Origin of the sequence: Mycobacterium fragae (genome assembly GCF_002102185.1) — a bacterium.
Classification (GTDB): Bacteria; Actinomycetota; Actinomycetes; order Mycobacteriales; family Mycobacteriaceae; genus Mycobacterium; species Mycobacterium fragae.
This window is the reverse complement of record NZ_LQOW01000022.1, coordinates 39,867-60,559: the sequence shown is the minus strand read 5'-3', so window position 1 is coordinate 60,559 and position 20,693 is coordinate 39,867. Positions and strand designations below refer to the sequence as shown.

At 67.2% G+C, this 20,693-nt stretch carries 19 protein-coding genes; 6 read left to right on the top strand and 13 right to left on the bottom strand.

Annotated elements, in window-relative coordinates; translation table 11 throughout:
* Positions 1–285: 285 nt before the first annotated feature.
* Both tyrS and AWC06_RS10840 read right to left on the bottom strand, forming a co-directional pair.
* Positions 286–1,557 (bottom strand): tyrosine--tRNA ligase, encoded by a 1,272-nt coding sequence (gene tyrS / locus AWC06_RS10845; RefSeq protein ID WP_085197229.1) that lies wholly within the window; start codon positions 1,555–1,557, stop codon positions 286–288.
* A 25-nt stretch (positions 1,558–1,582) separates the two neighbouring features.
* On the bottom strand, positions 1,583–2,194 hold the full coding sequence (locus AWC06_RS10840; protein WP_085197228.1) for a DNA-3-methyladenine glycosylase: 612 nt from the start codon (positions 2,192–2,194) through the stop codon (positions 1,583–1,585).
* 114 nt (positions 2,195–2,308) lie between these two features.
* Here AWC06_RS10840 and AWC06_RS10835 point away from each other — a divergent pair, with 114 nt between their 5' ends.
* The 5 genes from AWC06_RS10835 to AWC06_RS10815 all read left to right on the top strand — a co-directional run bounded on the left by AWC06_RS10835 (position 2,309) and on the right by AWC06_RS10815 (position 5,995).
* Positions 2,309–2,701 carry a GntR family transcriptional regulator gene (locus AWC06_RS10835; RefSeq protein WP_085197226.1) on the top strand — a complete coding sequence of 131 codons (393 nt, stop codon included), beginning with the start codon at positions 2,309–2,311 and terminating at the stop codon, positions 2,699–2,701.
* Positions 2,698–3,783: a DUF1648 domain-containing protein gene (locus AWC06_RS10830; RefSeq protein ID WP_085197224.1), complete on the top strand. Its 1,086-nt coding sequence runs from the start codon at positions 2,698–2,700 to the stop codon at positions 3,781–3,783. The genes AWC06_RS10835 and AWC06_RS10830 overlap by 4 nt, the downstream gene beginning before the upstream one ends.
* Positions 3,784–3,853: 70 nt before the next feature.
* Positions 3,854–4,618: an ABC transporter ATP-binding protein gene (locus AWC06_RS10825; RefSeq protein ID WP_085197222.1), complete on the top strand. Its 765-nt coding sequence runs from the start codon at positions 3,854–3,856 to the stop codon at positions 4,616–4,618.
* A gap of 2 nt (positions 4,619–4,620) precedes the next feature.
* Positions 4,621–5,370, top strand: coding sequence for an ABC transporter permease (locus tag AWC06_RS10820; RefSeq protein WP_372458201.1), 750 nt, complete (start codon positions 4,621–4,623; stop codon positions 5,368–5,370).
* A gap of 4 nt (positions 5,371–5,374) precedes the next feature.
* Entirely contained in the window at positions 5,375–5,995 is a 621-nt protein-coding gene (locus AWC06_RS10815; RefSeq protein ID WP_085197219.1) for a TetR/AcrR family transcriptional regulator, read from the top strand.
* Here AWC06_RS10815 and AWC06_RS10810 read toward each other — a convergent pair.
* Positions 5,961–6,173 (bottom strand): Trm112 family protein, encoded by a 213-nt coding sequence (locus AWC06_RS10810; RefSeq protein ID WP_085197217.1) that lies wholly within the window; start codon positions 6,171–6,173, stop codon positions 5,961–5,963. The two genes, AWC06_RS10815 and AWC06_RS10810, sit on opposite strands and share 35 nt — an antisense overlap.
* Positions 6,170–9,097, bottom strand: coding sequence for an acyl-CoA synthetase (locus AWC06_RS10805; protein WP_244899073.1), 2,928 nt, complete (start codon positions 9,095–9,097; stop codon positions 6,170–6,172). The genes AWC06_RS10810 and AWC06_RS10805 overlap by 4 nt, the downstream gene beginning before the upstream one ends.
* Before the next feature lie 159 nt (positions 9,098–9,256).
* Here AWC06_RS10805 and AWC06_RS10800 point away from each other — a divergent pair, with 159 nt between their 5' ends.
* On the top strand, positions 9,257–11,017 hold the full coding sequence (locus AWC06_RS10800; protein ID WP_085197214.1) for an ABC-F family ATP-binding cassette domain-containing protein: 1,761 nt from the start codon (positions 9,257–9,259) through the stop codon (positions 11,015–11,017).
* 7 nt (positions 11,018–11,024) lie between these two features.
* Here AWC06_RS10800 and AWC06_RS10795 read toward each other — a convergent pair whose 3' ends face one another.
* The 9 genes from AWC06_RS10795 to argC all read right to left on the bottom strand — a co-directional run bounded on the left by AWC06_RS10795 (position 11,025) and on the right by argC (position 20,583).
* Positions 11,025–12,086 (bottom strand): type III polyketide synthase, encoded by a 1,062-nt coding sequence (locus AWC06_RS10795; protein ID WP_085197240.1) that lies wholly within the window; start codon positions 12,084–12,086, stop codon positions 11,025–11,027.
* A 137-nt stretch (positions 12,087–12,223) separates the two neighbouring features.
* On the bottom strand, positions 12,224–13,639 hold the full coding sequence (gene argH, locus AWC06_RS10790) for an argininosuccinate lyase (RefSeq protein ID WP_085197212.1): 1,416 nt from the start codon (positions 13,637–13,639) through the stop codon (positions 12,224–12,226).
* A complete protein-coding gene (locus AWC06_RS10785) occupies positions 13,636–14,844 on the bottom strand; it encodes an argininosuccinate synthase (protein WP_085197210.1) in 1,209 nt (402 codons plus the stop codon). Before AWC06_RS10785 ends, argH begins: the two co-directional genes overlap by 4 nt.
* Before the next feature lie 17 nt (positions 14,845–14,861).
* Positions 14,862–15,356, bottom strand: a complete 495-nt coding sequence (locus AWC06_RS10780; protein WP_085197208.1) for an arginine repressor — start codon at positions 15,354–15,356, stop codon at positions 14,862–14,864.
* Entirely contained in the window at positions 15,353–16,279 is a 927-nt protein-coding gene (gene argF / locus AWC06_RS10775; RefSeq protein ID WP_085197206.1) for an ornithine carbamoyltransferase, read from the bottom strand. Before argF ends, AWC06_RS10780 begins: the two co-directional genes overlap by 4 nt.
* Positions 16,276–17,460 (bottom strand): acetylornithine transaminase, encoded by a 1,185-nt coding sequence (locus AWC06_RS10770; RefSeq protein WP_264033162.1) that lies wholly within the window; start codon positions 17,458–17,460, stop codon positions 16,276–16,278. Before AWC06_RS10770 ends, argF begins: the two co-directional genes overlap by 4 nt.
* The gene (gene argB, locus AWC06_RS10765; protein ID WP_085197204.1) at positions 17,457–18,338 is read right to left on the bottom strand and encodes an acetylglutamate kinase; all 882 of its coding nucleotides are present in this window, start codon (positions 18,336–18,338) and stop codon (positions 17,457–17,459) included. Before argB ends, AWC06_RS10770 begins: the two co-directional genes overlap by 4 nt.
* Entirely contained in the window at positions 18,335–19,549 is a 1,215-nt protein-coding gene (gene argJ / locus AWC06_RS10760; protein WP_085197202.1) for a bifunctional glutamate N-acetyltransferase/amino-acid acetyltransferase ArgJ, read from the bottom strand. The genes argB and argJ overlap by 4 nt, the downstream gene beginning before the upstream one ends.
* Positions 19,546–20,583 carry an N-acetyl-gamma-glutamyl-phosphate reductase gene (gene argC, locus AWC06_RS10755; protein WP_085197200.1) on the bottom strand — a complete coding sequence of 346 codons (1,038 nt, stop codon included), beginning with the start codon at positions 20,581–20,583 and terminating at the stop codon, positions 19,546–19,548. The genes argJ and argC overlap by 4 nt, the downstream gene beginning before the upstream one ends.
* Positions 20,584–20,693 lie beyond the last annotated feature (110 nt).

Below are 20,693 nucleotides of genomic sequence, written 5' to 3'. Positions count from 1 at the left end.
ACGGGGCATCAGAATGCGGCAAAAAACAACAACAAACAAAAACACCAAACACACTATTGAGTTCTCAAACAACACCCGCATCCTTGCGGCCGCGCAATCACCCCGCGGTCATCGCCGCGAGCTGACTAGAGCGGACTAGCTGGAACATCCTCAGCGGTAGAGGTATTCCCCAGGATGTCGTCGCAGCCACGGACTAGCCGCAGCGCGAACTCACAAGTTACGCCAGGGGATACGGGGAGTCAAATGGCCTGATAGGTGCGGGGTTTCGGCTCAGCCCGCTGCTGTTCAGCCCACGCGCTCGACGCCGGCGATGTTCCGTTTGCCCCGCCGCAGCACCAGCCAGCGTCCGTGCAGGAAGTCGGACGCCTGGGGTGTCCAGTTCTCGTCGTCGATCTTGGTGTTGTTGACCGAGACACCGCCCTCGGCGATCGTCCGTCGCGCGGCGCCTTTGCTCGCCGATAGCCCGCTGGCCACCAGCAGGTCGACGATGCCGTCGGGCGCACCCTGTTTCAACTCGGCGACCGGAGTCTCGCGCAGCGCGGCGGTCAGCGTCGGTTCATCCAAACGCGCAAGCTCCCCGTGTCCGAACAACGCTCGGCTTGCGTGCTCGACGTCGTCGGCGGCCCCCTCGCCGTGCACCAGCGTGGTGAGTTCGCGCGCCAGCCGCCGCTGCGCGGCGCGTTCCTGCGGCCGCGACGCCGTCGCCTCCTCCAGCTCGCCCAGCTCGTCGGCCGATAGGAAGGTGAACCACCGCAGGTAGCGCATGACGTCGGCATCGGCGGTATTGACGAAGTACTGATACCAGGCATACGGGGTGGTCATCTGCGGGTCCAGCCACAGGTTGGCGCCGCCGGTGGATTTCCCGAATTTCGTCCCGTCGGCGGACGTGACCAGCGGAACCGTCAGGGCATGTACCGAGGCCGCCTCCTTCTGGCGCACCAGGCGCACCCCGGCGATGATGTTGCCCCACTGGTCGGATCCGCCGATCTGCAGCACGCAGCGGTGGCGTCGGTATAGCTCGACGTAGTCGTTGGCCTGCAACAGCATGTAGCTGAACTCGGTGTAGGAGATCCCCTCACCCTCCAGGCGTCGCCGAATCGTGTCGCGGTCCAGCATCACGTTGACCGAGAAGTGCTTACCCACGTCGCGCAGCAACTCGATCGCCGACATGGCGCTGGTCCACTCCAGATTGTTTTCGACGATGGCGCCCGTCTGTGAGCGGTCGAAGTCGACAAAGCGTTCCAGCTGTCCCCGGATCCGCTCGGTCCATTCGCGGACGGTGTCGGCGGTGTTGAGCAACCGTTCGCCGGTGTCGCGAGGATCGCCGACCATTCCGGTCGCGCCGCCGGCGAGCACGATGGGGCGGTGTCCGGCGCGCTGGAAGCGCCGCAGCGCCAGCAGCGGCACCAGGTGTCCGGCGTGCAGGCTCGGCGCGGTGGGGTCGAACCCCGCATACAGCGTGATCGGGCCCTTGGCCAGCTCGGCGGCCAGCGCCTCGAGGTCGGTGGACTGTGCAATCAGCCCGCGCCAGCTCAGCTCGTCGAGGATGGTGGCCATGGATTAGATCTTCTCCGATCTTCCATCAGTCGCTGGCTCCAGGGGCGGGCGCGCGCGGGCTGCGGCGATAGGCCGAGACCTCAGGGCGGCCCTGAAGCCAGAACCGCCACGGCCGATCGGCGGCGACGCTGATCCCGACCCGGGGCCCGGAAACCCCGGTGACGGAGTCGTTGAGCGTCACCCGCACCGGGCTGTCGGCATCGAACAGGTCGATCCCGTTGTCCGCCATGGTGATTCCCATCGCCGAGCAGAGATTGCCCGGCCCACGGGCCAGCGCGGCGTCCCGGAGCAACCCGCCGCGCCGTGATCGGGCGACTTCGAGCCCGGTCTCGATCACCGCAGCCCGCAGCAGCACGGCGGCCGCAGTTCCGTCGGGCCCGCACGCCACGTTGGCGCACACGTGGATGCCATGGCTGCGATAGGTGTAGAGCCGCCCGGGCGGCCCGAACATCACCGCGTTGCGGCCATTGGGACCGCGATATGAATGCGCCGCGGCATCCGGCCACGGGCCGTCGGGCACCCCGCCATAGGCCTCCACCTCAACGATCGTGGCGCTGACGCCGCGCCCGGTAAGCGTGGCACCGAGTAGGCGGTGCGCCGCGGCGAGCGGGTCCACCGCGAGTTCCTCAGCGCTCACCGGACAGATTCTGCCCGCGGCTCTGAGGTGCCATCGCGGGATCCCGTCGCGTTTCCGTCGTTGCGACAGATTGTCATTTGTTCTATAACTTATAGAGCAAAGGGAGGTCGAATCATGATCATCAACGTCGACCTGTCTGGCGAGGTGCCGATTTACCAGCAACTTCGCGACCGCGTCGTGGAGGCGATCGCGGAGGGCGAGCTGATCGAGGGCAGCGCTTTGCCCGCCACCAGAGCGCTCGCCGCGGACTTCGGGATCAATTTCCACACCGTGAACAAAGCCTACGATCTGATGCGCCAGCAGGGCCTGATCCGGCTCAACCGCAAGACCGGTGCGGTGGTGACCCCAACGCCCGCAGACCCGGCTTTCCGCGCTGAATGGACTGCCAGGGCGCGGACCCTACTGGCCGAGGCCGTCGCCAAAGGCTTACGGGCAGACGAGGTTCTCCAGACCTGTCGGTCAGTGCTCGATTCATTCGGTGCCACACAGGCCGAGGACGCGCGATGACCGTTGCCATCGCCCTGAGTATCGGGTTGTTAGCACTGGTGCTCGTACTCGCCCTGGTCCTGCCCTCGATCAATAGTCCGACCGTGCCTTTCGGGGTCCGTGTGCCGGCCCAGCACGCCGACGACCCGACAGTGGTCAGGCAGACCCGGATCTACCGACGCCGGATGCTCGCGAGTGGGATTCTCGCCGCCGGGGTCGGCGTCGTCATCTACCGGGTGACCGGCGAAACGTTACTGCTGCCGTTGTCGGTGCTGGTGCTGGTCGGCGTCTGGTACGGCTGCTTCTTCCTGGCCAACCACGAGATCCGGGTCGCGAAGGCCGCCGGGGGCTGGTATGAGGGCCTGCGCCAAGGCATCGCGGTCGACACGGAATTGCGGACCGATCCACCGCGGTTTCCGTGGCTCTGGCTGGCACCTTCGCTCATCGTCACGATCGCCACGGTGGTGATCGGCGTGATCAGCTACCCGTCCATGCCCGAGGTGCTCGCGGTGCACTACGGCGCAAACGGCGTCCCCAACCGGTTGGCCGCCAAGTCCGTCGGCACCGCGTTCGCGCTTGTGTTCGTGCAGATCGGCGTCACCGCGCTGCTGGCGGGTATCGCGGCGGGCATCTTCCGCAGCAGTCGCCCCGACATCGACCCGGCTCACCCGGTGGGCTCCGCGCGCTGGCATCGCCGATATATGGCATTGAGCGCTCGGGCGCTGCTCGGGCTGGTCGCGATGATCGACGTGGGGATGCTGGGTTCATCGCTGTTGATGTGGACCGGGACGGTCACCTCATGGGCGCCGCTGGTGGTCGTGCTCCCGATCCTGGCCGCCGTCCTCGTGGCCGTCGTGGTCTTGGCCATGAACAACCGTGTCCCGGACGAGGGCGAGGAGGACACCGGCCTGACCCACCGGGACGACGACAAGTACTGGCGGGGCGGCCTGATCTACATCAATCGCGAAGACCGGGCGCTGCTGGTTCCGCGCCGGTTCGGCCTGGGATGGTCGCTGAACTTCGGCAATCCGAGGACGGCAATGCTTCTGGCCGGCGTGTTGGCGCTGATCGCCCTGGTGATCACCCTCCGTTTTGGCGGCTGACCTCGACCGGTCGCGACTTCAGCAAGGATCCCTCTTGACAACTGAGCAAGAGGGGCGGATATTTCATCATATGATGACTTCATCAAGTGATGAATTATTCTCGAACGGCCGCGAGACCGCCATCGACATCAAGCACTTGCGGGTGATCCGCGGCAAACGCCCCGCCCTGCATGACTTCTCGGTGCAGATAGCCCGCGGCGCCATCACGGGTCTGCTTGGTCCGTCCGGTTGCGGCAAAACCACATTCATCCGGTGCGTGGTGGGCACTCAGATCGTGGCTTCAGGCAGCGTCACCGTTCTCGGCCAACCGGCCGGGTCCGCCGCCCTGCGCCGCCGGGTCGGATACCTGCCCCAGGACCCGACCATCTACAACGACCTACGCATCATCGACAACGTTCGCTATTTTGCATCGCTCTACGGTTTCGACAGCCACGCCGCCGACTTCGCCATCGAACGGGTGGGACTGGCCGATCACCGCACCGCCTATTGCGGCAATCTGTCCGGCGGGCAACGCACCCGGGTGTCGCTGGCCTGTGCGCTGGTGTGCCAGCCCGAGTTGTTGGTCCTCGACGAACCCACAGTGGGCCTGGATCCCGTGCTGCGGGCGGATCTTTGGGAGCAGTTCAACGAACTGGCCCGCGCCGGGACCACACTGCTGGTCTCCAGCCACGTGATGGACGAAGCCGACCATTGCGGTGACCTGCTGCTGTTGCGGGACGGTCACCTGGTCGCCCACACCACCCCGACCCAACTACGAGAGGACACCGGATGCACGTCACTGGAGGACGCGTTTCTGTCCATCATCAAGCGCAGCACTATGCGCCAAGCCGGCTAGGGCTGAAGGGTTACACCGCGACCACGGCGCGGATTTTGCGCCAGCTGGCCGCCGACCGGCGCAGCATCGCGATGATATTGCTGGTGCCGATCCTGGTCATCACGCTGATGTACTTCATGTTCGAGAACGCGCCGCACCCGCCGGGCACGCCGTCGCCGTTCAACAACGCCTGCCTGATCCTTCTGGGCCTCTTCCCGCTCTTCTTGATGTTCATCATCACGTCGATCACGATGCAGCGCGAACGCGCCTCGGGGACGCTGGAGCGGATCCTGACCACGCCGCTGCGCAGGCTCGACCTGCTCATCGCCTACGGGTCCGCGTTCTCGATCGCCGCAGCCACACAAGCCGTTTTGGCCTGCATCGTGTCGTTTTGGTTCCTCGGCTTCGACACCGCGGGCAGTCCGCTATGGGTATTCGTGATCGCGATCGTCAACGCCGTGCTCGGCGTCGGCCTGGGGCTGCTCTGTAGTGCTTTCGCCCGCACCGAGTTTCAAGCCGTGCAGTTCATACCGCTGGTGATGGTTCCCCAGCTGCTGCTGGCCGGGATCATCGTCCCCCGGGCGCTTATGGCGACCTGGCTGCAGTGGATCAGCAATGTGCTGCCGGCCAGCTATGCGCTGGAGGCCCTGCAACAGGTGGGCGCACATACCGAGCTGACCGGGATCGCGGTGCGCGACATCGTCGTGGTGATGTGCTTCGCTGTCGCGGCGCTGTGCCTGGCCGCCGCGACGCTGCGCCGGCGGACGCCCTGACTCGATGGTCACCCACGCGAACCGCAAACGGCCCGGACGTCCTCCCGGCGCCTCCGACACTCGCGAGCGGATCCTGGTCAACGCCCGGGAGTTGTTCGCCCGCAACGGATTCGACAAGACGTCGATACGGGCCGTGGCGGCCGCGGCCGGTGTGGATTCGGCGCTGGTGCACCACTACTACGGAACCAAGGAGCGGTTGTTCACCGCCGCGATCCGCATCCCGATCGACCCGATGACGATACTCGGGCCGTTGCGCGACGCGCCCGTCGAGGAACTCGGCTACAAACTGCCGTCACTGTTGTTGCCGCTGTGGGACTCTGAACTCGGCGCCATCGTGATCGCGACGATTCGGTCGCTGCTTTCCGGGGCCGACGTCGGTCTGGTGCGAACGTTCATGCGCGAGGTGGTCATCGAAGAAATCGCCGCGCGGGTGGACAACCCGCCCGGAAGCGGAATCATCCGTGCGGAATTCGTGGCATCGCAGGTCGCCGGTGTTCTGATGGCACGCTACATCCTCGAGCTGCAGCCGTTCGCGTCGCTGCCGGCGGAGCAGATCGCCGAGACCATCGCACCGAACCTGCAGCGCTATCTCACTGGGGAGCTGCCGGAGTGGCCCGCGCCATGAGCCGGGCGTGCTCGTCGTCGCTCACCTCGGTGGCCTCGTCGATCAGCAGCACCGGGATGTCGTCCTCGATTCGATAGGCGCGCCGCAGTCGCGGGTTGTAGAGCATCTCGTCGACCAGCAGCAGCGGACCGCGGTCGGCCGGACACACGAGAATGCTCAGCAGCGTTTCGTCGATCACGCGTGGCCGCCGGTCATCTCGGCTCGTACGGTGGCCGTCAACCGCTTGAATTGGTTGACCGCGGCGTCGTAGTACCAGGCATGGCGTCCCGGCTTGGGAATCCCGGCCGCGCGCAGGGCGCCGGCCATCGGACGGTAGCTGGCGCTCAGCTTCATCTCCGGCACCACGTATACGACATCGGGTCCCAACCCGGTCGGCATCGCCGCCACCGCCTCGGTCAGATCCGCCGCCGTGATCGACGCCCCCGGCCGCAGCGTCAGCGCCGACACAACGAGCAGCTTGCCGTGCGCCGGCACCCCATAGGTCACCACCAGGTCGGCAGCCGGGATGAGGCCGAGCGCATCGGTGATCGGTTCGCAATACACCAGGCCGCGCGGGGTGCGCACCGCAGAGCCGCGCCTGCCCACCAGCCAGAAATCCCCGTCGGCGTCGCGACGGAACAGATACTCGGTGGATATCCAGGTGTCGGCCGGAGCGAACACGCCGCGCTTGACCGAGGCGCTGGGATCGATCGGTCCGCGCGGCTCGGCGAGCAGGACGCCAACTTCGTCCGCAGCTGCGACCTGGACCAGCCCGCGGTCGTTTTCCCGGATCAGGTCGCCATCGGCGTCGTAGGCGCCCAGTTCCACCCGTCCGGCTCCGGGCAGCGGCCGCCCCTTGCTGCCGATCTTGGCGCCGGACACGTTGGCCAGCACCGCATGCCCGTCGGTGGTCGCGAAGAACTCGACCACATGTGCGGGCGCGAACAGGTCGACAACCCGCTGCCACAGCCCGGTCGGCATACCTGAGCCGATGAACAGCCGCACCGGGTGATTGCCGTGCAGCACGAACTGCGGGTCGTCGATGACTTCGCGAAGCATGGCCCAGGTGTAGGACACCACGGTGACGCCGTATTGGCGCACTTCGGCGACGAACCGGTCGGGGCGCAGACCGCGAGACAACGCGATGCGCGCGCCGCCGACCACTGCGCCGCCCAGGCTGACCAGTAACCCCGACTCGTGGTGCAACGGAGTCAGGCAGTACACGGTGTCGCCGCGGCCCAGGGCTGCGGTCGAGGCGGTTCCGAACGCCGAGAGCGCCCATCGGTAGTTGGTGATCTGCTTGGCCACAAGCTGGCCGCCGGCTGTGCTGAACGCGACGAACGCCAGATCCCGCGCCAGCCCCGGATTGGCCCGGTACCAGGCGGGCAACTCGACGGCGTCTGGGTCGATCTGCTCCATGTCGATGACGCCGGCGTCATCCGGGACGTGCAGGTCGCGGGATTCACCGCCACCGAGAACCAGTATCTGGCCGGGCAATTGGCGTGCGGTTTCGAGATTCGGTGGATCAGTGAGGATCTCGGTCACTCCCCCGATCCGGACCGATTCGGCCAGATCGGCGTCGGGGCGCAACAGCACTGCGACCGCACCCAGCCGCGACAGCGCGGCAATCGCCACCAGGGCGCTCGGCCGGGTTTCCATCAGCATGCCGACGTGCTCACCCTGGCGGACCCCCACGTCGATCAGGCCGCGCACGACGTTGTCGATCCGCCGGTTCACCGCCTCGTAGGTGTGCACGCGCCCGTCGAAGAGCAGGAATTCGCCGTCGGGTGCGTCATGCGCCTGTTCCCCGATGATCCGGCCCAACGAGATGCGGGTGTGGTCGTTGATCTGCCCCAGCCGGGCCAGTCGCGGCAACGTCCGCACGGTCTCGACGGCCAGGGTGCGAACGGACTTGTTCGCCGCCACCACCGCGTCGGCTGCGCCGCGGGCGAGTGCGAGCGCCACCTCGGACGCCTCGCCGATGCCGTGCGCCACACGGGAACTCATCGCCACGCCCCGATCGGTGCTCTCGGCCGGCTGATCGGCCATCAGCACGATGCTCTCCGGTTTGGGTGCCCGCCCGGAAATCCACAGCACCCAATCGGCGACAGTAGGCCAAGACTGCTGCGCCGCCTTGGAGCCCACCACCAAACCGAAATGGCCCGCGCGCAGGCAGTACTCGTACACCTCGGCATTGGGGGCCGCGCGCCGGATCCCGCGCACGGCGGGCGGCTGCCCGATGTCGTCGACCTCGCCGACGAAAGCCAGTACGGGGCAGGTGATGTCGGTCAGCGTCACCAGTTGCCCGTTGATCGCGAAACCGCCGGTCATCATCCGGTTGTGGGCGATGAACTGCTTGAGCAGCTCCGAGACCGCCGGGCCGGACCAGGCGATCCAACCCTCGGACTCCAGGAACCTGCGCTGCGCTTCGCGGGGCAGCAACGCCTCGCGATCGTGCAGCTGGCGCACGAAGTCGATGCGCGCCTTGGCTGTCTTGAGCGGATCCATCATCTGAAAGCCCATGCGCGCCAACCAACTTGGAATATCAAGCCGGTTGAAGACATGGTCGGCCATGAAGTTGGCGGTGGCCGCGGCCAGGTTGGGCGGAATGCCCATCGGTAGCGCCGCCAGGGTATCGACCGGCGAACCGAACGCCACAACGCTGGCAATGCTTTTCGACCGTCGGTAGGCCGCCGCCTGGTAGCAGAACATCCCGCCCTGGGAATAGCCGGCCAGATGGACGTCCTGACCGGTGGCCTCGACGGTCGTGTCGATTGCCTCGCTCAGCGCGACGATGTGGTCGGCGAGGTTTCGGCGCATGCCGCCCTCGACCTTGTCCGGTGAGCCGAAGTCGATCACCCAGGGGTCCAGGCCGGCGGCGTGCAGAATGCCGACCGCCCCTTCGTCCCGGGTGACGTCCCACATGTTCGCCGACATCATCATCGGGTGCACCAGCAACACCGGGGGTCCCGCGGGCGGCTGGCCGGGCCGGGTGTCCGGCGGAAAGTACCGCCGGAGTTTGTACATCGGCACGCTCTCGACGACCTGGAACGGCGACGGGACCGTACCGGTCTCCAATCCGCCGAGCCTCAAGACTTCCAGGCCGTTCTGCGCTGTCGCCATCAACCGCTCGACCGGTCTGGTGACCGCTGAAACCGGTCGAGTGATCGCTGATAGATTCAAATCCACCGTTGCTCCCCTGATTGACCTGCACATTCTGGCACATCACCGAGGTCGGGCCCGGCGCTTTGGACACCGTAGCGCCCGTCGTAGTTTGGGGCTGTGGCGCACCTGCTTGGCGTCGAGGCCGTGCACCTCGAATACCCGACCCAGGTGGTCTTCGACGCGCTGACCCTGGGGGTGAGCGACGGCGACCGGATCGGCATCGTGGGACGAAACGGCGACGGGAAATCCAGCCTGCTGGGTTTGCTCAGCGGCCGGGTGCGCCCGGACTCCGGGCGGGTGACCCGGCGCAGCGGTCTGCGGGTCGGCGCGCTGAGCCAGGGCGACACCCTCGATTCGGGCCGCACCGTCGGCGCGACGCTGGTCGGCGGGCGGCCCAAGCACGAGTGGGCCGGCGATCCGCGGGTCCGCGACGTGGTCGGCGGACTGGTGTCCGACATTGGTTGGGAGGCAACGATCGCCACCCTCAGCGGTGGCCAGCGACGGGGGGTCCAGCTGGCCGCGCTGCTGATCGGCGACTGGGATGTGATCGCTCTGGACGAGCCGACCAACCATCTCGACATCGAAGGCATCACCTGGCTGGCCGATCACCTGCAACGGCGCTGGGCCCGCAACACCGGCGGGTTGCTGCTGGTGACGCATGACCGATGGTTTCTCGACGAGGTGGCAACCGCGACATGGGAAGTGCACGACGGAATCGTCGAGCCGTTCGAGGGTGGTTACGCGGCATATGTTTTGCAACGCGTCGAGCGGGACCGGCGGGCCGTGCTGGCCGAGGCCAAGCGGCAGAATCTCATGCGCAAGGAGCTGGCCTGGCTGCGCCGCGGCCCGCCGGCGCGCACCTCCAAACCGAAGTTCCGGATCGACGCCGCCAACAAGCTGATCGCCGATGTGCCGCCGCTGCGCAACACCGTCGAATTGGCGAAGCTGGCCACCGCGCGGCTCGGCAAGGACGTCATCGACCTGCTCGACGTTTCGGTGTCGTTTGACGGCCATCCCGTGTTGCGCGACATCGAATGGCGAATCGCTCCCGGGGAACGCAGCGGCATCGTTGGTGCCAACGGCGCCGGAAAATCCACGTTGCTCGCACTTATCAGCGGCGCGATCTGTCCCGACAGCGGGAAAGTCAAGCGCGGCAAGACCGTTCGGTTGGCGATGCTTGACCAGCAGGGCGCTGATCTGGCGTCGATAGCCGGCGACCGAGTGGCCGACGTGCTGGGCAGGCTACGCAGTGGGTATCAAGTCGACGGCCGCGAGGTCAGCCCGTCGCAGCTGCTGGAGCGGTTGGGGTTCGCGCGCGATCAGCTGTCGGCGCGGATCGGTGAGCTCTCCGGCGGTCAGCGCCGCCGGCTGCAGCTGATGCTCACACTGCTGGCCGAGCCCAACGTGCTGCTGCTCGACGAGCCCACCAACGACGTGGACACCGACATGCTCGCCGCCACCGAAGACCTGCTCGACTCGTGGCCGGGCACATTGATCGTCGTCTCACATGACCGCTATCTGCTGGAGCGGGTCACCGATCAGCAATACGCGATTCTGGATGGCCGGCTGCGGCATCTGCCTGGTGGCATCGACAAATACCTGAAACTCGCTGCCGAGCCGGCCAGGCGCCCGCAAGCTGCCGCCCCCAAGTCGGCGTCCGGCGCCGAGTTGCGCGCCGTCGAGAAGGAGATCGCCGCGATCGATCGCCGGCTGCGGCGGCTGGGCGATCAGATCTCTGCAAAGCACGCCGAACTGGCCGCGCATGACCAGTCCGACCACGTCGGTGTAACCCGGCTGAGCCAGGAGTTACGCGGTCTGGAAGACGACGTCGCCGGGTTGGAAAACCGCTGGCTGGAGCTTTCGGAAATGCTCGAGTAGGCCTCGTTCAGCGCCACTGCAACAACACGAGCTCAGAGCAGAATCCCGGGCCCATTGCCATCATCAGCCCCGGGCTTCCGCTGGGCGGCGGCTTGGAGATGGTGTCGCGCAATACGTGCAGCACCGATGCCGACGACAGATTGCCCACCTCGCTGAGTGACCGCCAGGTCAGCTCCAGCGCGTCTGGAGGCAGGCCGAGGGTTTCGACGAGCGCCTCGATGATTTTGGGACCACCCGGATGGCTGACCCAGGCGCCGATGTCGGCGGTGGTCAGGCCGTGCCCGGCCAGGAACTTGGTGACGTCGTCAGGCATGAACCGCTCGACGACTGCCGGCAGGTCCGGTGACAGCACCAGCTCGAGCCCGTTGTCGCCGACATCCCAGCCCATCGTGCGCAGGGAATCCGGGTAGAGATGACTGACCGAATCGATGACCGCGGGACCGCCGGCGCGGATCTGTTCGGCCCGACGCTCGCCGACCGCCACCACTGCACCTGCCCCATCACCGAACAGCGCGCTGCCGACCAGCGTGGGCAACGTCGGCTTGGCCCCGGCGTAGGTCAGTGAGCACAGCTCCACCGATATCAGGGCCGCGACGTCGTCGGGCGCGCCGCGCAGATAATCGTGCAGTCGGGCTACGCCGGCCGCGCCGGCAACGCAGCCCAGGCCGAAGATCGGGAGGCGCCGCACGTCAGGGCGCAGGCCAAGCTCTGCGGCGATTCGAGCGTCCAGCGACGGCACCGCTATGCCGGTGACGGTCGTCGTGATGATCACGTCGAGGTCCTGGGGCTTTAGGCCCGCCTCCTCGAGTGCCCCCGCCAGCGCCGCAGACCCGAGTTTGACGGCGTGTTCGATGAACGCTTCATTCGCCGCGGCGAAGCCGGTCAGTGACCCGATTTTCTCCAGCGGCAGCACGACATGACGGGCGTTCACCTTGGAGCTCGCGTGGAGCTGCCGAAGTATCTTCTCGTGGCCTGCCAGACGCGGGAAGGCGACAAAGGCATCGGTGATCTCGCTTTGGGTGTAGCGGTGCGGTGGCAATGCGCATTGCACACCGGCGATGACGCTCATAGTGCCCATCCCCTGTACACGAGGATCCCGGCTGAGGGGTTCAACCGGATAGCCCAATCCCGGCAGTTTACTTGATCGCTTCGATTTCGAGGGTCAGCCCGGGACATAGGCGCAGCCCAGCAAAGTTTGTGGGATCCTTATCGGCGGCCCAGGCGCCGACGGAGCCGTCCGGCGGCCTCACGAACCGCCTGCAATTGCCCGGCCACCTGGGTCGGCGCGGTGCCGCCCCGCGCGTCGCGTGACGACACCGAGCCCTCGATGCTCAGCACGTCACGGACCTCGGGAGTCAGGGCGCTGCTGATGGCGGCCAGCTCGTCGTCGCTCAGCTCTTCCAACCCGACGCCGCGCTCCTCGGCGACCCGCACGGCCGCCCCGGCCGCCTCATGAGCGGCCCGGAACGAAACACCCTGGCGTACCAGCCATTCGGCGATATCCGTTGCCAGGGTATATCCGGCCGGGGCCAGCGCGGCCATCCGCTCGACGTTGAAGGTCAGCGTGCTCACCAGTCCTGCCATCGCCGGCAGCAGCAGCTCCAGTTGCGCCGCCGAGTCGAACACCGGCTCCTTGTCCTCCTGCAGGTCCCGGTTATAGGCCAGCGGCTGGGCCTTCAGCGTGGCCAGCAGCCCGGCCAGGTTGCCGATCAACCGACCGGATTTGCCGCGGGCCAGCTCGGCGATGTCGGGGTTCTTCTTCTGCGGCATGATCGAGCTACCGGTCGACCACGAATCGTGCAAAGTCACGTAGCCGAATTCCGTTGAGCTCCAGACGATGATGTCCTCGGCCAGCCTGGACAGGTCGACGGCGATCATCGCGAACACAAACGCCGCTTCCGCCGCGAAATCCCTTGCCGCCGTGGCGTCGACGGAGTTGTCGGCCGCGTGCAGGAACCCGAGCTCCGCGGCGATCGCGTCCGGGTCAAGCCCCAGCGACGTACCGGCCAGCGCTCCGGAGCCATAAGGCGACACCGCAGTGCGTCCGTCGAGGTCGACGATCCGCCCGACATCGCGCAGCAGCGGGTGAGCGTGGGCGAGCAGATGGTGGGCCAGCAGGATGGGCTGAGCGGACTGCAGATGGGTCTTGCCGGGCATGATGGCAGTGGGGTGGGCGGCGGCCTGGGCGGTCAGCGCGTCGACCACGTCGAGCACGCCGGCGGCGACCCGGCGTGTCGCGTCGCGTAGCCACATCCGAAACAGGGTGGCCACCTGGTCATTTCGCGATCGGCCCGCGCGCAGCCTGCCACCCAGGTCGGGCCCCACCCGGTCGATCAGCCCGCGCTCCAGCGCGGCGTGCACGTCCTCGTCGGTGGCCAGCGGGCCGAAGCTGCCGTCGGCCACGTCCTCGGCGAGGCTGTCCAGCCCGGCCAGCAGCCCGTCGCGCTGCTCTTCGGTGAGCAAACCGGCCCGGAACAGCACCAGTGTGTGTGCCCGCGACGCGGTGATGTCATAGGGAGCCAGCACCCAGTCGAAATGCGTGGATCTGCTCAACGCAGTCAACGCGTCCGACGGGCCCACGCTGAACCGCCCACCCCACAGCGATCCTTCGTTGGTGCTCATGGTTCCTCGGCGCGCAGGTCCCTGCGAGCCGCAAGCTTCGACGACAACCCGTGCACGTACACGAAGCCCTTCGCCTTGGACTGGTCGAAGCTGTCGCCCTCGTCGTAGGTGGCCAGGTTGAAGTCGTACAGCGACTCGGCACTGCGCCGGCCATTGACGGCAATGTGCCCGCCGTGCAAGACCATGCGTATTTCGCCGGTCACGTGTTCCTGTGTCTTGGCGACAAAGGCTTCCAGTGCGGCCGTCAACGGCGAGTACCACAACCCGTCGTACACCAGCTCCGCCCAGCGCTGGTCGGTTTGGCGCTTGAACCGCCCGAGTTCGCGCTCGAGCGTGACGTGTTCGAGTTCGGTGTGCGCGGTGATGAGCACCATCGCCCCTGGCGCCTCGTAGATCTCACGGCTTTTGATACCGACCAACCGGTCCTCGACGACGTCGAGTCGACCGACTCCCTGGGCGCCGGCGCGGCCGTTGAGTTCCTCGATCGCCTGCAGCACCGAAACGCGGTTGCCATCGATCGACACCGGCACGCCGCGCTCGAACCCGACGATCACCTCGTCCGGGGTGTTCCAGTTGACGGTGGGATCCTCGGTGTAGGCGTAGACGTCCTTGGTGGGTGCATTCCAGAGGTGTTCCAGGAAGCCAGTTTCCACCGCGCGGCCCCACACGTTCTGATCGATCGAGAACGGCGAGCGCTTGGTCACGTTGATCGGGATGGCGTTCTCTTCGGCGAACGCGATGGCCTTCTCCCGGGTCCATGCGTAGTCGCGAACGGGGGCCAGCACCTCCAGATCCGGTGCCAGCGAGGCGAATCCGACCTCGAAGCGGACCTGGTCGTTGCCCTTGCCGGTGCAGCCGTGGGCGACGATCACGCCGCCGTACTCACGGGCGGCGGCGACCAGATGCTTGACGATGAGGGGCCGGCTGATCGCCGACACCAGCGGATAGCGGTCCATGTACAGCCCGTTGGACAAAATGGTGGGTAAGCAATATTCGTCGGCGAACTCGTCGCGCGCGTCGACGACGACCGCCTCGACCGCGCCGCAGTCGAGTGCACGTTGGCGAACGACCTCCATGTCCTCGCCGCCCTGGCCCAGATCGATCGCGACCGCGACGACCTCCCGGCCGGTCTCCTTGCCGATCCAGCTGATCGCCACGGAGGTATCCAGACCGCCGGAATACGCCAAGATGACGCGCTCGGACATCGACCAATCTCCTTACGTTATTTGAGGTCTGCCAGGGCGGCCGCGAGCTCGGCGCCGGTCATCGGTTCGCGAGCCGCCACGAAGATGGTGTCGTCGCCGGCAATGGTGCCGACGACGTAGGGTAGTGCCGCCCGGTCGATGGCGCTGGCCAGGTAGTCGGCGGCGCCGGGCGGGGTGCGCAGCACGGCGAGGTTTCCGCTGGCGTCGGTAGAGACCAGCAATTCGCCGAGCAGCCGCGAAAGCCGTCCGGTGCCACCGGATACCCCACGAACCGGGCTGCCGTCCTCGGGCACGACGTAGACACCGACGCCGCCGTCGGCTCCGCGCAGCTTGACCGCGCCGAGTTCTTCGAGATCCCGCGACAGCGTGGCCTGGGTGACGTCGATGCCTTCGGCTGCGAGCAATGCAGCTAACTCGCTTTGGCTGCGCACTGCCGCCGACGACAGGATCGACACGATGCGGGCCTGCCTCCCCGCGCGGGTGACGTCCGGCGTGGATTTCGAACGTGTCATCGGGATCGCTCCAGCAGCCACACCAGCAGCGCCTTTTGCGCGTGCAGCCGGTTCTCGGCTTCGTCCCATACCGCGCTGTGCGGCCCGTCGATCACCTCGTCGGTGATCTCGTGACCGCGATGGGCCGGAAGGCAGTGCAGCACAACGGCTTCCGAATCGGCGAGGGCTTGCAGCTCGGTGTTGACCTGGAACGGCCGGAACGGCTGCATCCGATCCTGCCCGTCGTTCTCCTGACCCATCGACGTCCAGGTGTCGGTGACCAACACGTCGGCGCCGGCCGCGGCCGTTTGGGGGTCGGCGGTTACGGTCACCGACGCGCCGGTGTTCGCGGCGCGCTGCTCGGCAGCGGCTAGCACCGAGCGGTCGGGCGTGAAGCGGTCGGGGGCGGCGATTGTCACATGGATGCCGGCGGTGACACCGCCCAGTAGTAGTGAGTGGGCCATGTTGTTGGCGCCGTCGCCGAAGTAGGAGAGCTTCAGTCCCCGTAGCGATCCCTTGCGCTCGGCGATGGTCTGCAGGTCGGCGAGCACCTGGCAGGGATGGAACTCGTCGGAGAGCGCGTTGATGACCGGCACTGTCGCGGTCCCGGCCATCGCGGTCAGCCGATCCTGTCCGAATGTTCGCCAGACGATCGCATCGACATAGCGGGACAACACTTTTGCGGTGTCGCCAAGGGTCTCGTCGCGTCCGAGCTGGGTGCTGCGGCCATCGACGACGACGGCATGGCCGCCGAGCTGTGCGATGCCCACCTCGAAGGAAAACCGGGTACGGGTGGAGTTCTTATCGAAGATCACCGCGACCCCGCGTGGCCCCTCGAGGGGACGACGGCTCAGCGGATCCTTTTTCAGCTCGGCTGCCAGGTCCAGCACCTCGGCCTGCTCAACGGGTGAGAGGTCGGTGTCGCACAGGAAGTGCCGAGTCATGGTGTCCCCCCGGCGGTATCCAGGATGCCGGGCAGCGCGGTGACGAACGCGTTGATCTGGTGCTCGGTGATGATCAACGGCGGCGCCAGCCGGATGACATCGGGTGCCGCGGCGTTGATGAGGAACCCGGCGGCTCGGGCGGCGATTTCGACGTCCTTGGCGGCGAGGGAACGCAGCACCACACCGCACAACAGCCCGCGGCCGCGAACGTGGTCGACCATCGGGTGATGCAGCGATTCGATGCCGTGGCGCAACGACTTTCCCAACACTTCGGCGCGGCGCACCAGATCCTCGGCGGCCAGCACGCGCAGCACCGCCAGCGCCGCCGCGGCGCAGATCGGGTTGCCGCCGAAGGTGCTGCCGTGCAGACCGGGCGTGAGCAGCTGCGCGACCGGACCGACCGCCAGGCACGCCCCGATCGGTAACCCGCCGCCGAGACCCTTTGCCAGGGTCACCACATCGGGCGTGACGCCGTCATGCTGGTGAGCGAAAAACGTTCCGGTGCGACCCATCCCGGTCTGCACCTCGTCCAGAACCAGCAAAGCACCGTGTTCGGAGGTGATATCGCGGGCGGCGGCGAGGTAGCCGTCGGGCGGGACGACCACACCGCTCTCCCCCATGATCGGTTCCAGGAAAACCGCGGCTGTATCGTCGCCGACCGCGGCGGCCAGCGCGTCGGTGTCGCCGTACGGCACGTGTGTGACGTCACCGGGCAGCGGCGCGAACGGCGCCTGCTTGGCCGGTTGCCCGGTGAGCGCCAGCGATCCCATCGTCCGGCCGTGGAAAGCCTCTTGGGCCGCAACCAATTTCGTCCGCTCGGTGAGCCGGGACAGCTTGAACGCCAACTCGTTGGCCTCGGTGCCGGAGTTGCAGAAGAACACCCGGGCCTCGACGCCCAACAGCGCAACCAGTGCCTCCGCCAGCGCGATACCAGGCTCGGCGGCGTACAGGTTGGAGGTGTGACCCAGCGTCGACATCTGCCGAGTCACCGCGTCGATGACCGCGGGGTGGCGATGCCCTAGGACGTTGACGGCGATCCCGCCGAGCAGGTCCAGGTAGGAGTTGCCGTCCACGTCGGTGACCACGGCGCCGTCACCGCTGGCCAATGCCACGGGCGGAACGCCGTAGTTGTTCATCATCACCGCCGACCAGCGCTGCTGCATCTCTGTCGTATTGCTCACGCGCTCACCACCTTGGTGCCGGTGCCCGCATCGGTGAACAGCTCGACCAGCACGCAGTGTTCGACCCGGCCGTCGATGATGTGCGCGCTCGGCACACCGCCGCCCACAGCGCGCAGACACGCCTCGACCTTGGGGATCATGCCGGCCTCCAGCGTCGGCAGCAGCTGCGCCAATGTGGCAGCGTCGATTTCGCTGACCAGCGAATCGCGGTTCGGCCACCGGGTGTACAACCCGTCGATGTCGGTGAGCACCAAGAGCTTTTCGGCGCCCAGCGCTTCGGCCAGTGCCGCCGCCGCGGTGTCGGCGTTGATGTTGTGCACCACGCCGTCACTGTCCGGCGCAAGCGTCGAGACTACGGGGATGCGATGCGCTGCAATGAGATCAAGCACCGCGGCGGTGTTGACGTGGTCGACGTTTCCCACCAGCCCGATGTCGGTGGCCACGCCGTCGACGGTGACGCTGCGCCGCACCGCGGTGAACAGCTGTGCGTCCTCACCGGTGATGCCGACGGCATAGGGCCCGTGCGCGTTGATCAGGTTGACCAGTTCGCGGCCGACCTGGCCGAACAACACCATCCGCGCTACGTCGAGAACTTCGGGCGTGGTGACCCGGAAGCCGCCCTTGAAGTCACCGTGGATGCCGAGCCGCTGCAGCATGGCGCTGATCTGCGGCCCTCCGCCGTGCACCACCACGGGATGAATGCCGCAATTACGCAGGAACGCCATGTCGGCGGCGAACGCGTGTCGCAGGACGTCGTCGGTCATCGCGTTGCCGCCGTATTTGACGACGACGATCTTGCCGTGCAACTGCTTGAGCCACGGCAGGGCCTCGGCCAGCACCTGGGCCTTGACCCGGGCGGGCAGTTCGCTTGTAGTCATGAGCTGTAGGCCGAGTTCTCTTCGACATAGCCGTGTGACAGGTCGGTGGTGCGGATGGCGGCTCGACCGTTGCCGGCGCCGAGGTCGACGGTGACGTCGATGTCGGGGCCGGATAGATCCACCTCGCGGGCGCCCGGCGTCCCGGTGCCGGCGGTGAACACCGCAGACCCGTTGAACGACACGGTGATCCGATCCGGATCGACAGTGAACGGCACCATGCCGACGGCCGCGAGCACTCGTCCCCAGTTGGGATCGGAGCCGAACAGCGCGGTCTTGACAAGGCTGTCGCGCGCGATCCTGCGGGCCGCGGTGACGGCATCGTCTTCGGAGGCGGCGCCCGTCACGGTCACCGTGATCCGCTTGGTGACGCCTTCCGCGTCGGCTTGCAGCTGGGCGCACAGGTCATCGCAGACCCGCAGCACCGCATCGTCGAGATCGCTTTGCGCCGGGGAGATTTCGCTGGCACCCGAGGCCAGCAGCAGCACCGTGTCGTTGGTGGAGCAGCTGCCGTCGACGTCGAGGCGGTCGAAGGTTTGACCGCTGGCGCGCCGCAGCGCAGTGTCGAGCGCGGCGGCGTCGGCGACGACGTCGGTGGTGAGCACGCACAGCATCGTGGCCAGCGACGGCGCCAACATGCCTGCGCCCTTGGCCATTCCACCGACCGTCCAGTTCTCCGGATGATGCAGTGCGACCTGTTTGGGCACAGTATCGGTGGTCAGAATGGCACGCGCGGCCTCCTCGCCGCCGGTAAGCCCGCCGGACATCTCATGCACAATGTGGCCGACACCGGCGAGTATCTTGTCCATCGGCAGCCGGTCGCCGATCAATCCGGTTGAGCAGACGCCGACTTCGATCGCCCCGGTCTCGGTGCCCCAGTCCGATAACGACGCGGCGACGGCCTCGGCGGTGGCGTGGGTGTCCTGGAAGCCGGCCGGCCCGGTGCAGGCATTGGCCCCGCCCGAATTCAGGATCACCGCCCGCAGTCGCCCGGTGGTCAACAACTGCTGGGTCCACAGCACCGGCGCCGCCTTGATCTGGTTGCGGGTGAACACACCGGCGGCCGCGTAGTCGGGGCCTTCGTTGAATATCAGCGCGAGGTCCAACGCTCCCGAGTTCTTGATCCCGGCGGCGATGCCGGCGGCTCGAAAGCCCTCCGGAGCCGTGACGCCTTGCGTGCGCAGCAGCCGTACGGCGTCGGCGAGATTGGTCACGGCGCCACCCCGACCACCGAAAGGCCCTCGGTTTCGGGCCAGCCCAGCGCCAGGTTCATCGACTGCACAGCGGCACCGCTGGTGCCCTTGACCAGGTTGTCGATCGCTGCGATCGCGATGAAGGTGGCGGCGTCCTCGTCCACCGCGACGGCGATGTGCGCGGCGTTGCTGCCGATCACGGCGCCGGTGCGCGGCAGTTGTCCCTCAGGCAGCAGGTGAACGAAAGGCTCTGCGTGGTAGGCCTTCTCATAGGCGGCGCGCAACTGCGAAACCGGCGCCTGGGTGCGGGCGGTGCAGGTGGCCAGGATGCCGCGCGAAGTCGGGATCAGCACAGGTGTGAACGACACGGTGACGTCCCGGTCGGTGACCTGCTGCAGCCCCTGGACGATCTCCGGGGTGTGCCGGTGTGCGCCGGCGATGTTGTAGGCCCGCGCCGAACCGATGAGTTCGGAGCCCAGCAGGTCGGTCTTCGGGGCGCGGCCGGCCCCGGAGGCACCACTGACGGCGACCACCGTGACGGCGGGGTCGACGAGGTCGTCGGCGAGCGCCGGAAGCAGAGCCAGCAACGCCGCGGTCGGATAGCAGCCCGGTACCGCGATGCGACGGGCACCCCGCAGTGTCTCCCGCGCACCCGGCAACTCCGGCAGTCCGTATGGCCAGCTGCCGGCATGCGCGGAACCGTAGAAGCGCTCCCATGCGCTCGCCTCGGTGAGCCGGAAGTCCGCGCCGCAGTCCACGAGCAGCGTCTCAGCGCTGAGCCGCTCTGCCAACGCCGCCGAATGCCCGTGCGGGAGCGCGAGGAAAATCACGTCATGACCGTGCAGTACCTCGGCGTCGGTAGGCTCGAGTACCCGTTGACCCAGCGGCAGCAGGTGTGGATGGTGTTCGGCCAGCGTGCTGCCCGCGCTGGCGGCGGCGGTCAGCGCGCCGATCGTCAGCCGGCCGTCGGCGTATGCCGGATGTCCGAGCAGAAGCCGCAGGATCTCGCCGCCGGCGTAGCCGCTGGCTCCGGCCACCGCTACCCGTATGGTCATGACCGTCCATTCTGCATGATTATGCATCGAGCTGCAAATCCATTCCGCACTTCTCGGCCCAACGTCGACTTGTTGGGCCATTTGCCGGTTCTCCGACCCAACAACTCGAC

Excerpts from the sequence above, each read along its gene's own strand:
- tyrS (WP_085197229.1), bottom strand. The coding sequence starts at position 1,557 with ATGGCCACCATCCTCGACGAGCTGAGCTGGCGCGGGCTGATTGCACAG.
- AWC06_RS10835 (WP_085197226.1), top strand. The coding sequence starts at position 2,309 with ATGATCATCAACGTCGACCTGTCTGGCGAGGTGCCGATTTACCAGCAA.
- AWC06_RS10830 (WP_085197224.1), top strand. The coding sequence starts at position 2,698 with ATGACCGTTGCCATCGCCCTGAGTATCGGGTTGTTAGCACTGGTGCTC.
- AWC06_RS10825 (WP_085197222.1), top strand. The coding sequence starts at position 3,854 with ATGATGACTTCATCAAGTGATGAATTATTCTCGAACGGCCGCGAGACC.
- AWC06_RS10815 (WP_085197219.1), top strand. The coding sequence starts at position 5,375 with ATGGTCACCCACGCGAACCGCAAACGGCCCGGACGTCCTCCCGGCGCC.
- AWC06_RS10805 (WP_244899073.1), bottom strand. The coding sequence starts at position 9,097 with ATGGCGACAGCGCAGAACGGCCTGGAAGTCTTGAGGCTCGGCGGATTG.
- AWC06_RS10795 (WP_085197240.1), bottom strand. The coding sequence starts at position 12,086 with ATGAGCGTCATCGCCGGTGTGCAATGCGCATTGCCACCGCACCGCTAC.
- argH (WP_085197212.1), bottom strand. The coding sequence starts at position 13,639 with ATGAGCACCAACGAAGGATCGCTGTGGGGTGGGCGGTTCAGCGTGGGC.
- AWC06_RS10785 (WP_085197210.1), bottom strand. The coding sequence starts at position 14,844 with ATGTCCGAGCGCGTCATCTTGGCGTATTCCGGCGGTCTGGATACCTCC.
- AWC06_RS10780 (WP_085197208.1), bottom strand. The coding sequence starts at position 15,356 with ATGACACGTTCGAAATCCACGCCGGACGTCACCCGCGCGGGGAGGCAG.
- argF (WP_085197206.1), bottom strand. The coding sequence starts at position 16,279 with ATGACTCGGCACTTCCTGTGCGACACCGACCTCTCACCCGTTGAGCAG.
- argB (WP_085197204.1), bottom strand. The coding sequence starts at position 18,338 with ATGACTACAAGCGAACTGCCCGCCCGGGTCAAGGCCCAGGTGCTGGCC.
- argC (WP_085197200.1), bottom strand. The coding sequence starts at position 20,583 with ATGACCATACGGGTAGCGGTGGCCGGAGCCAGCGGCTACGCCGGCGGC.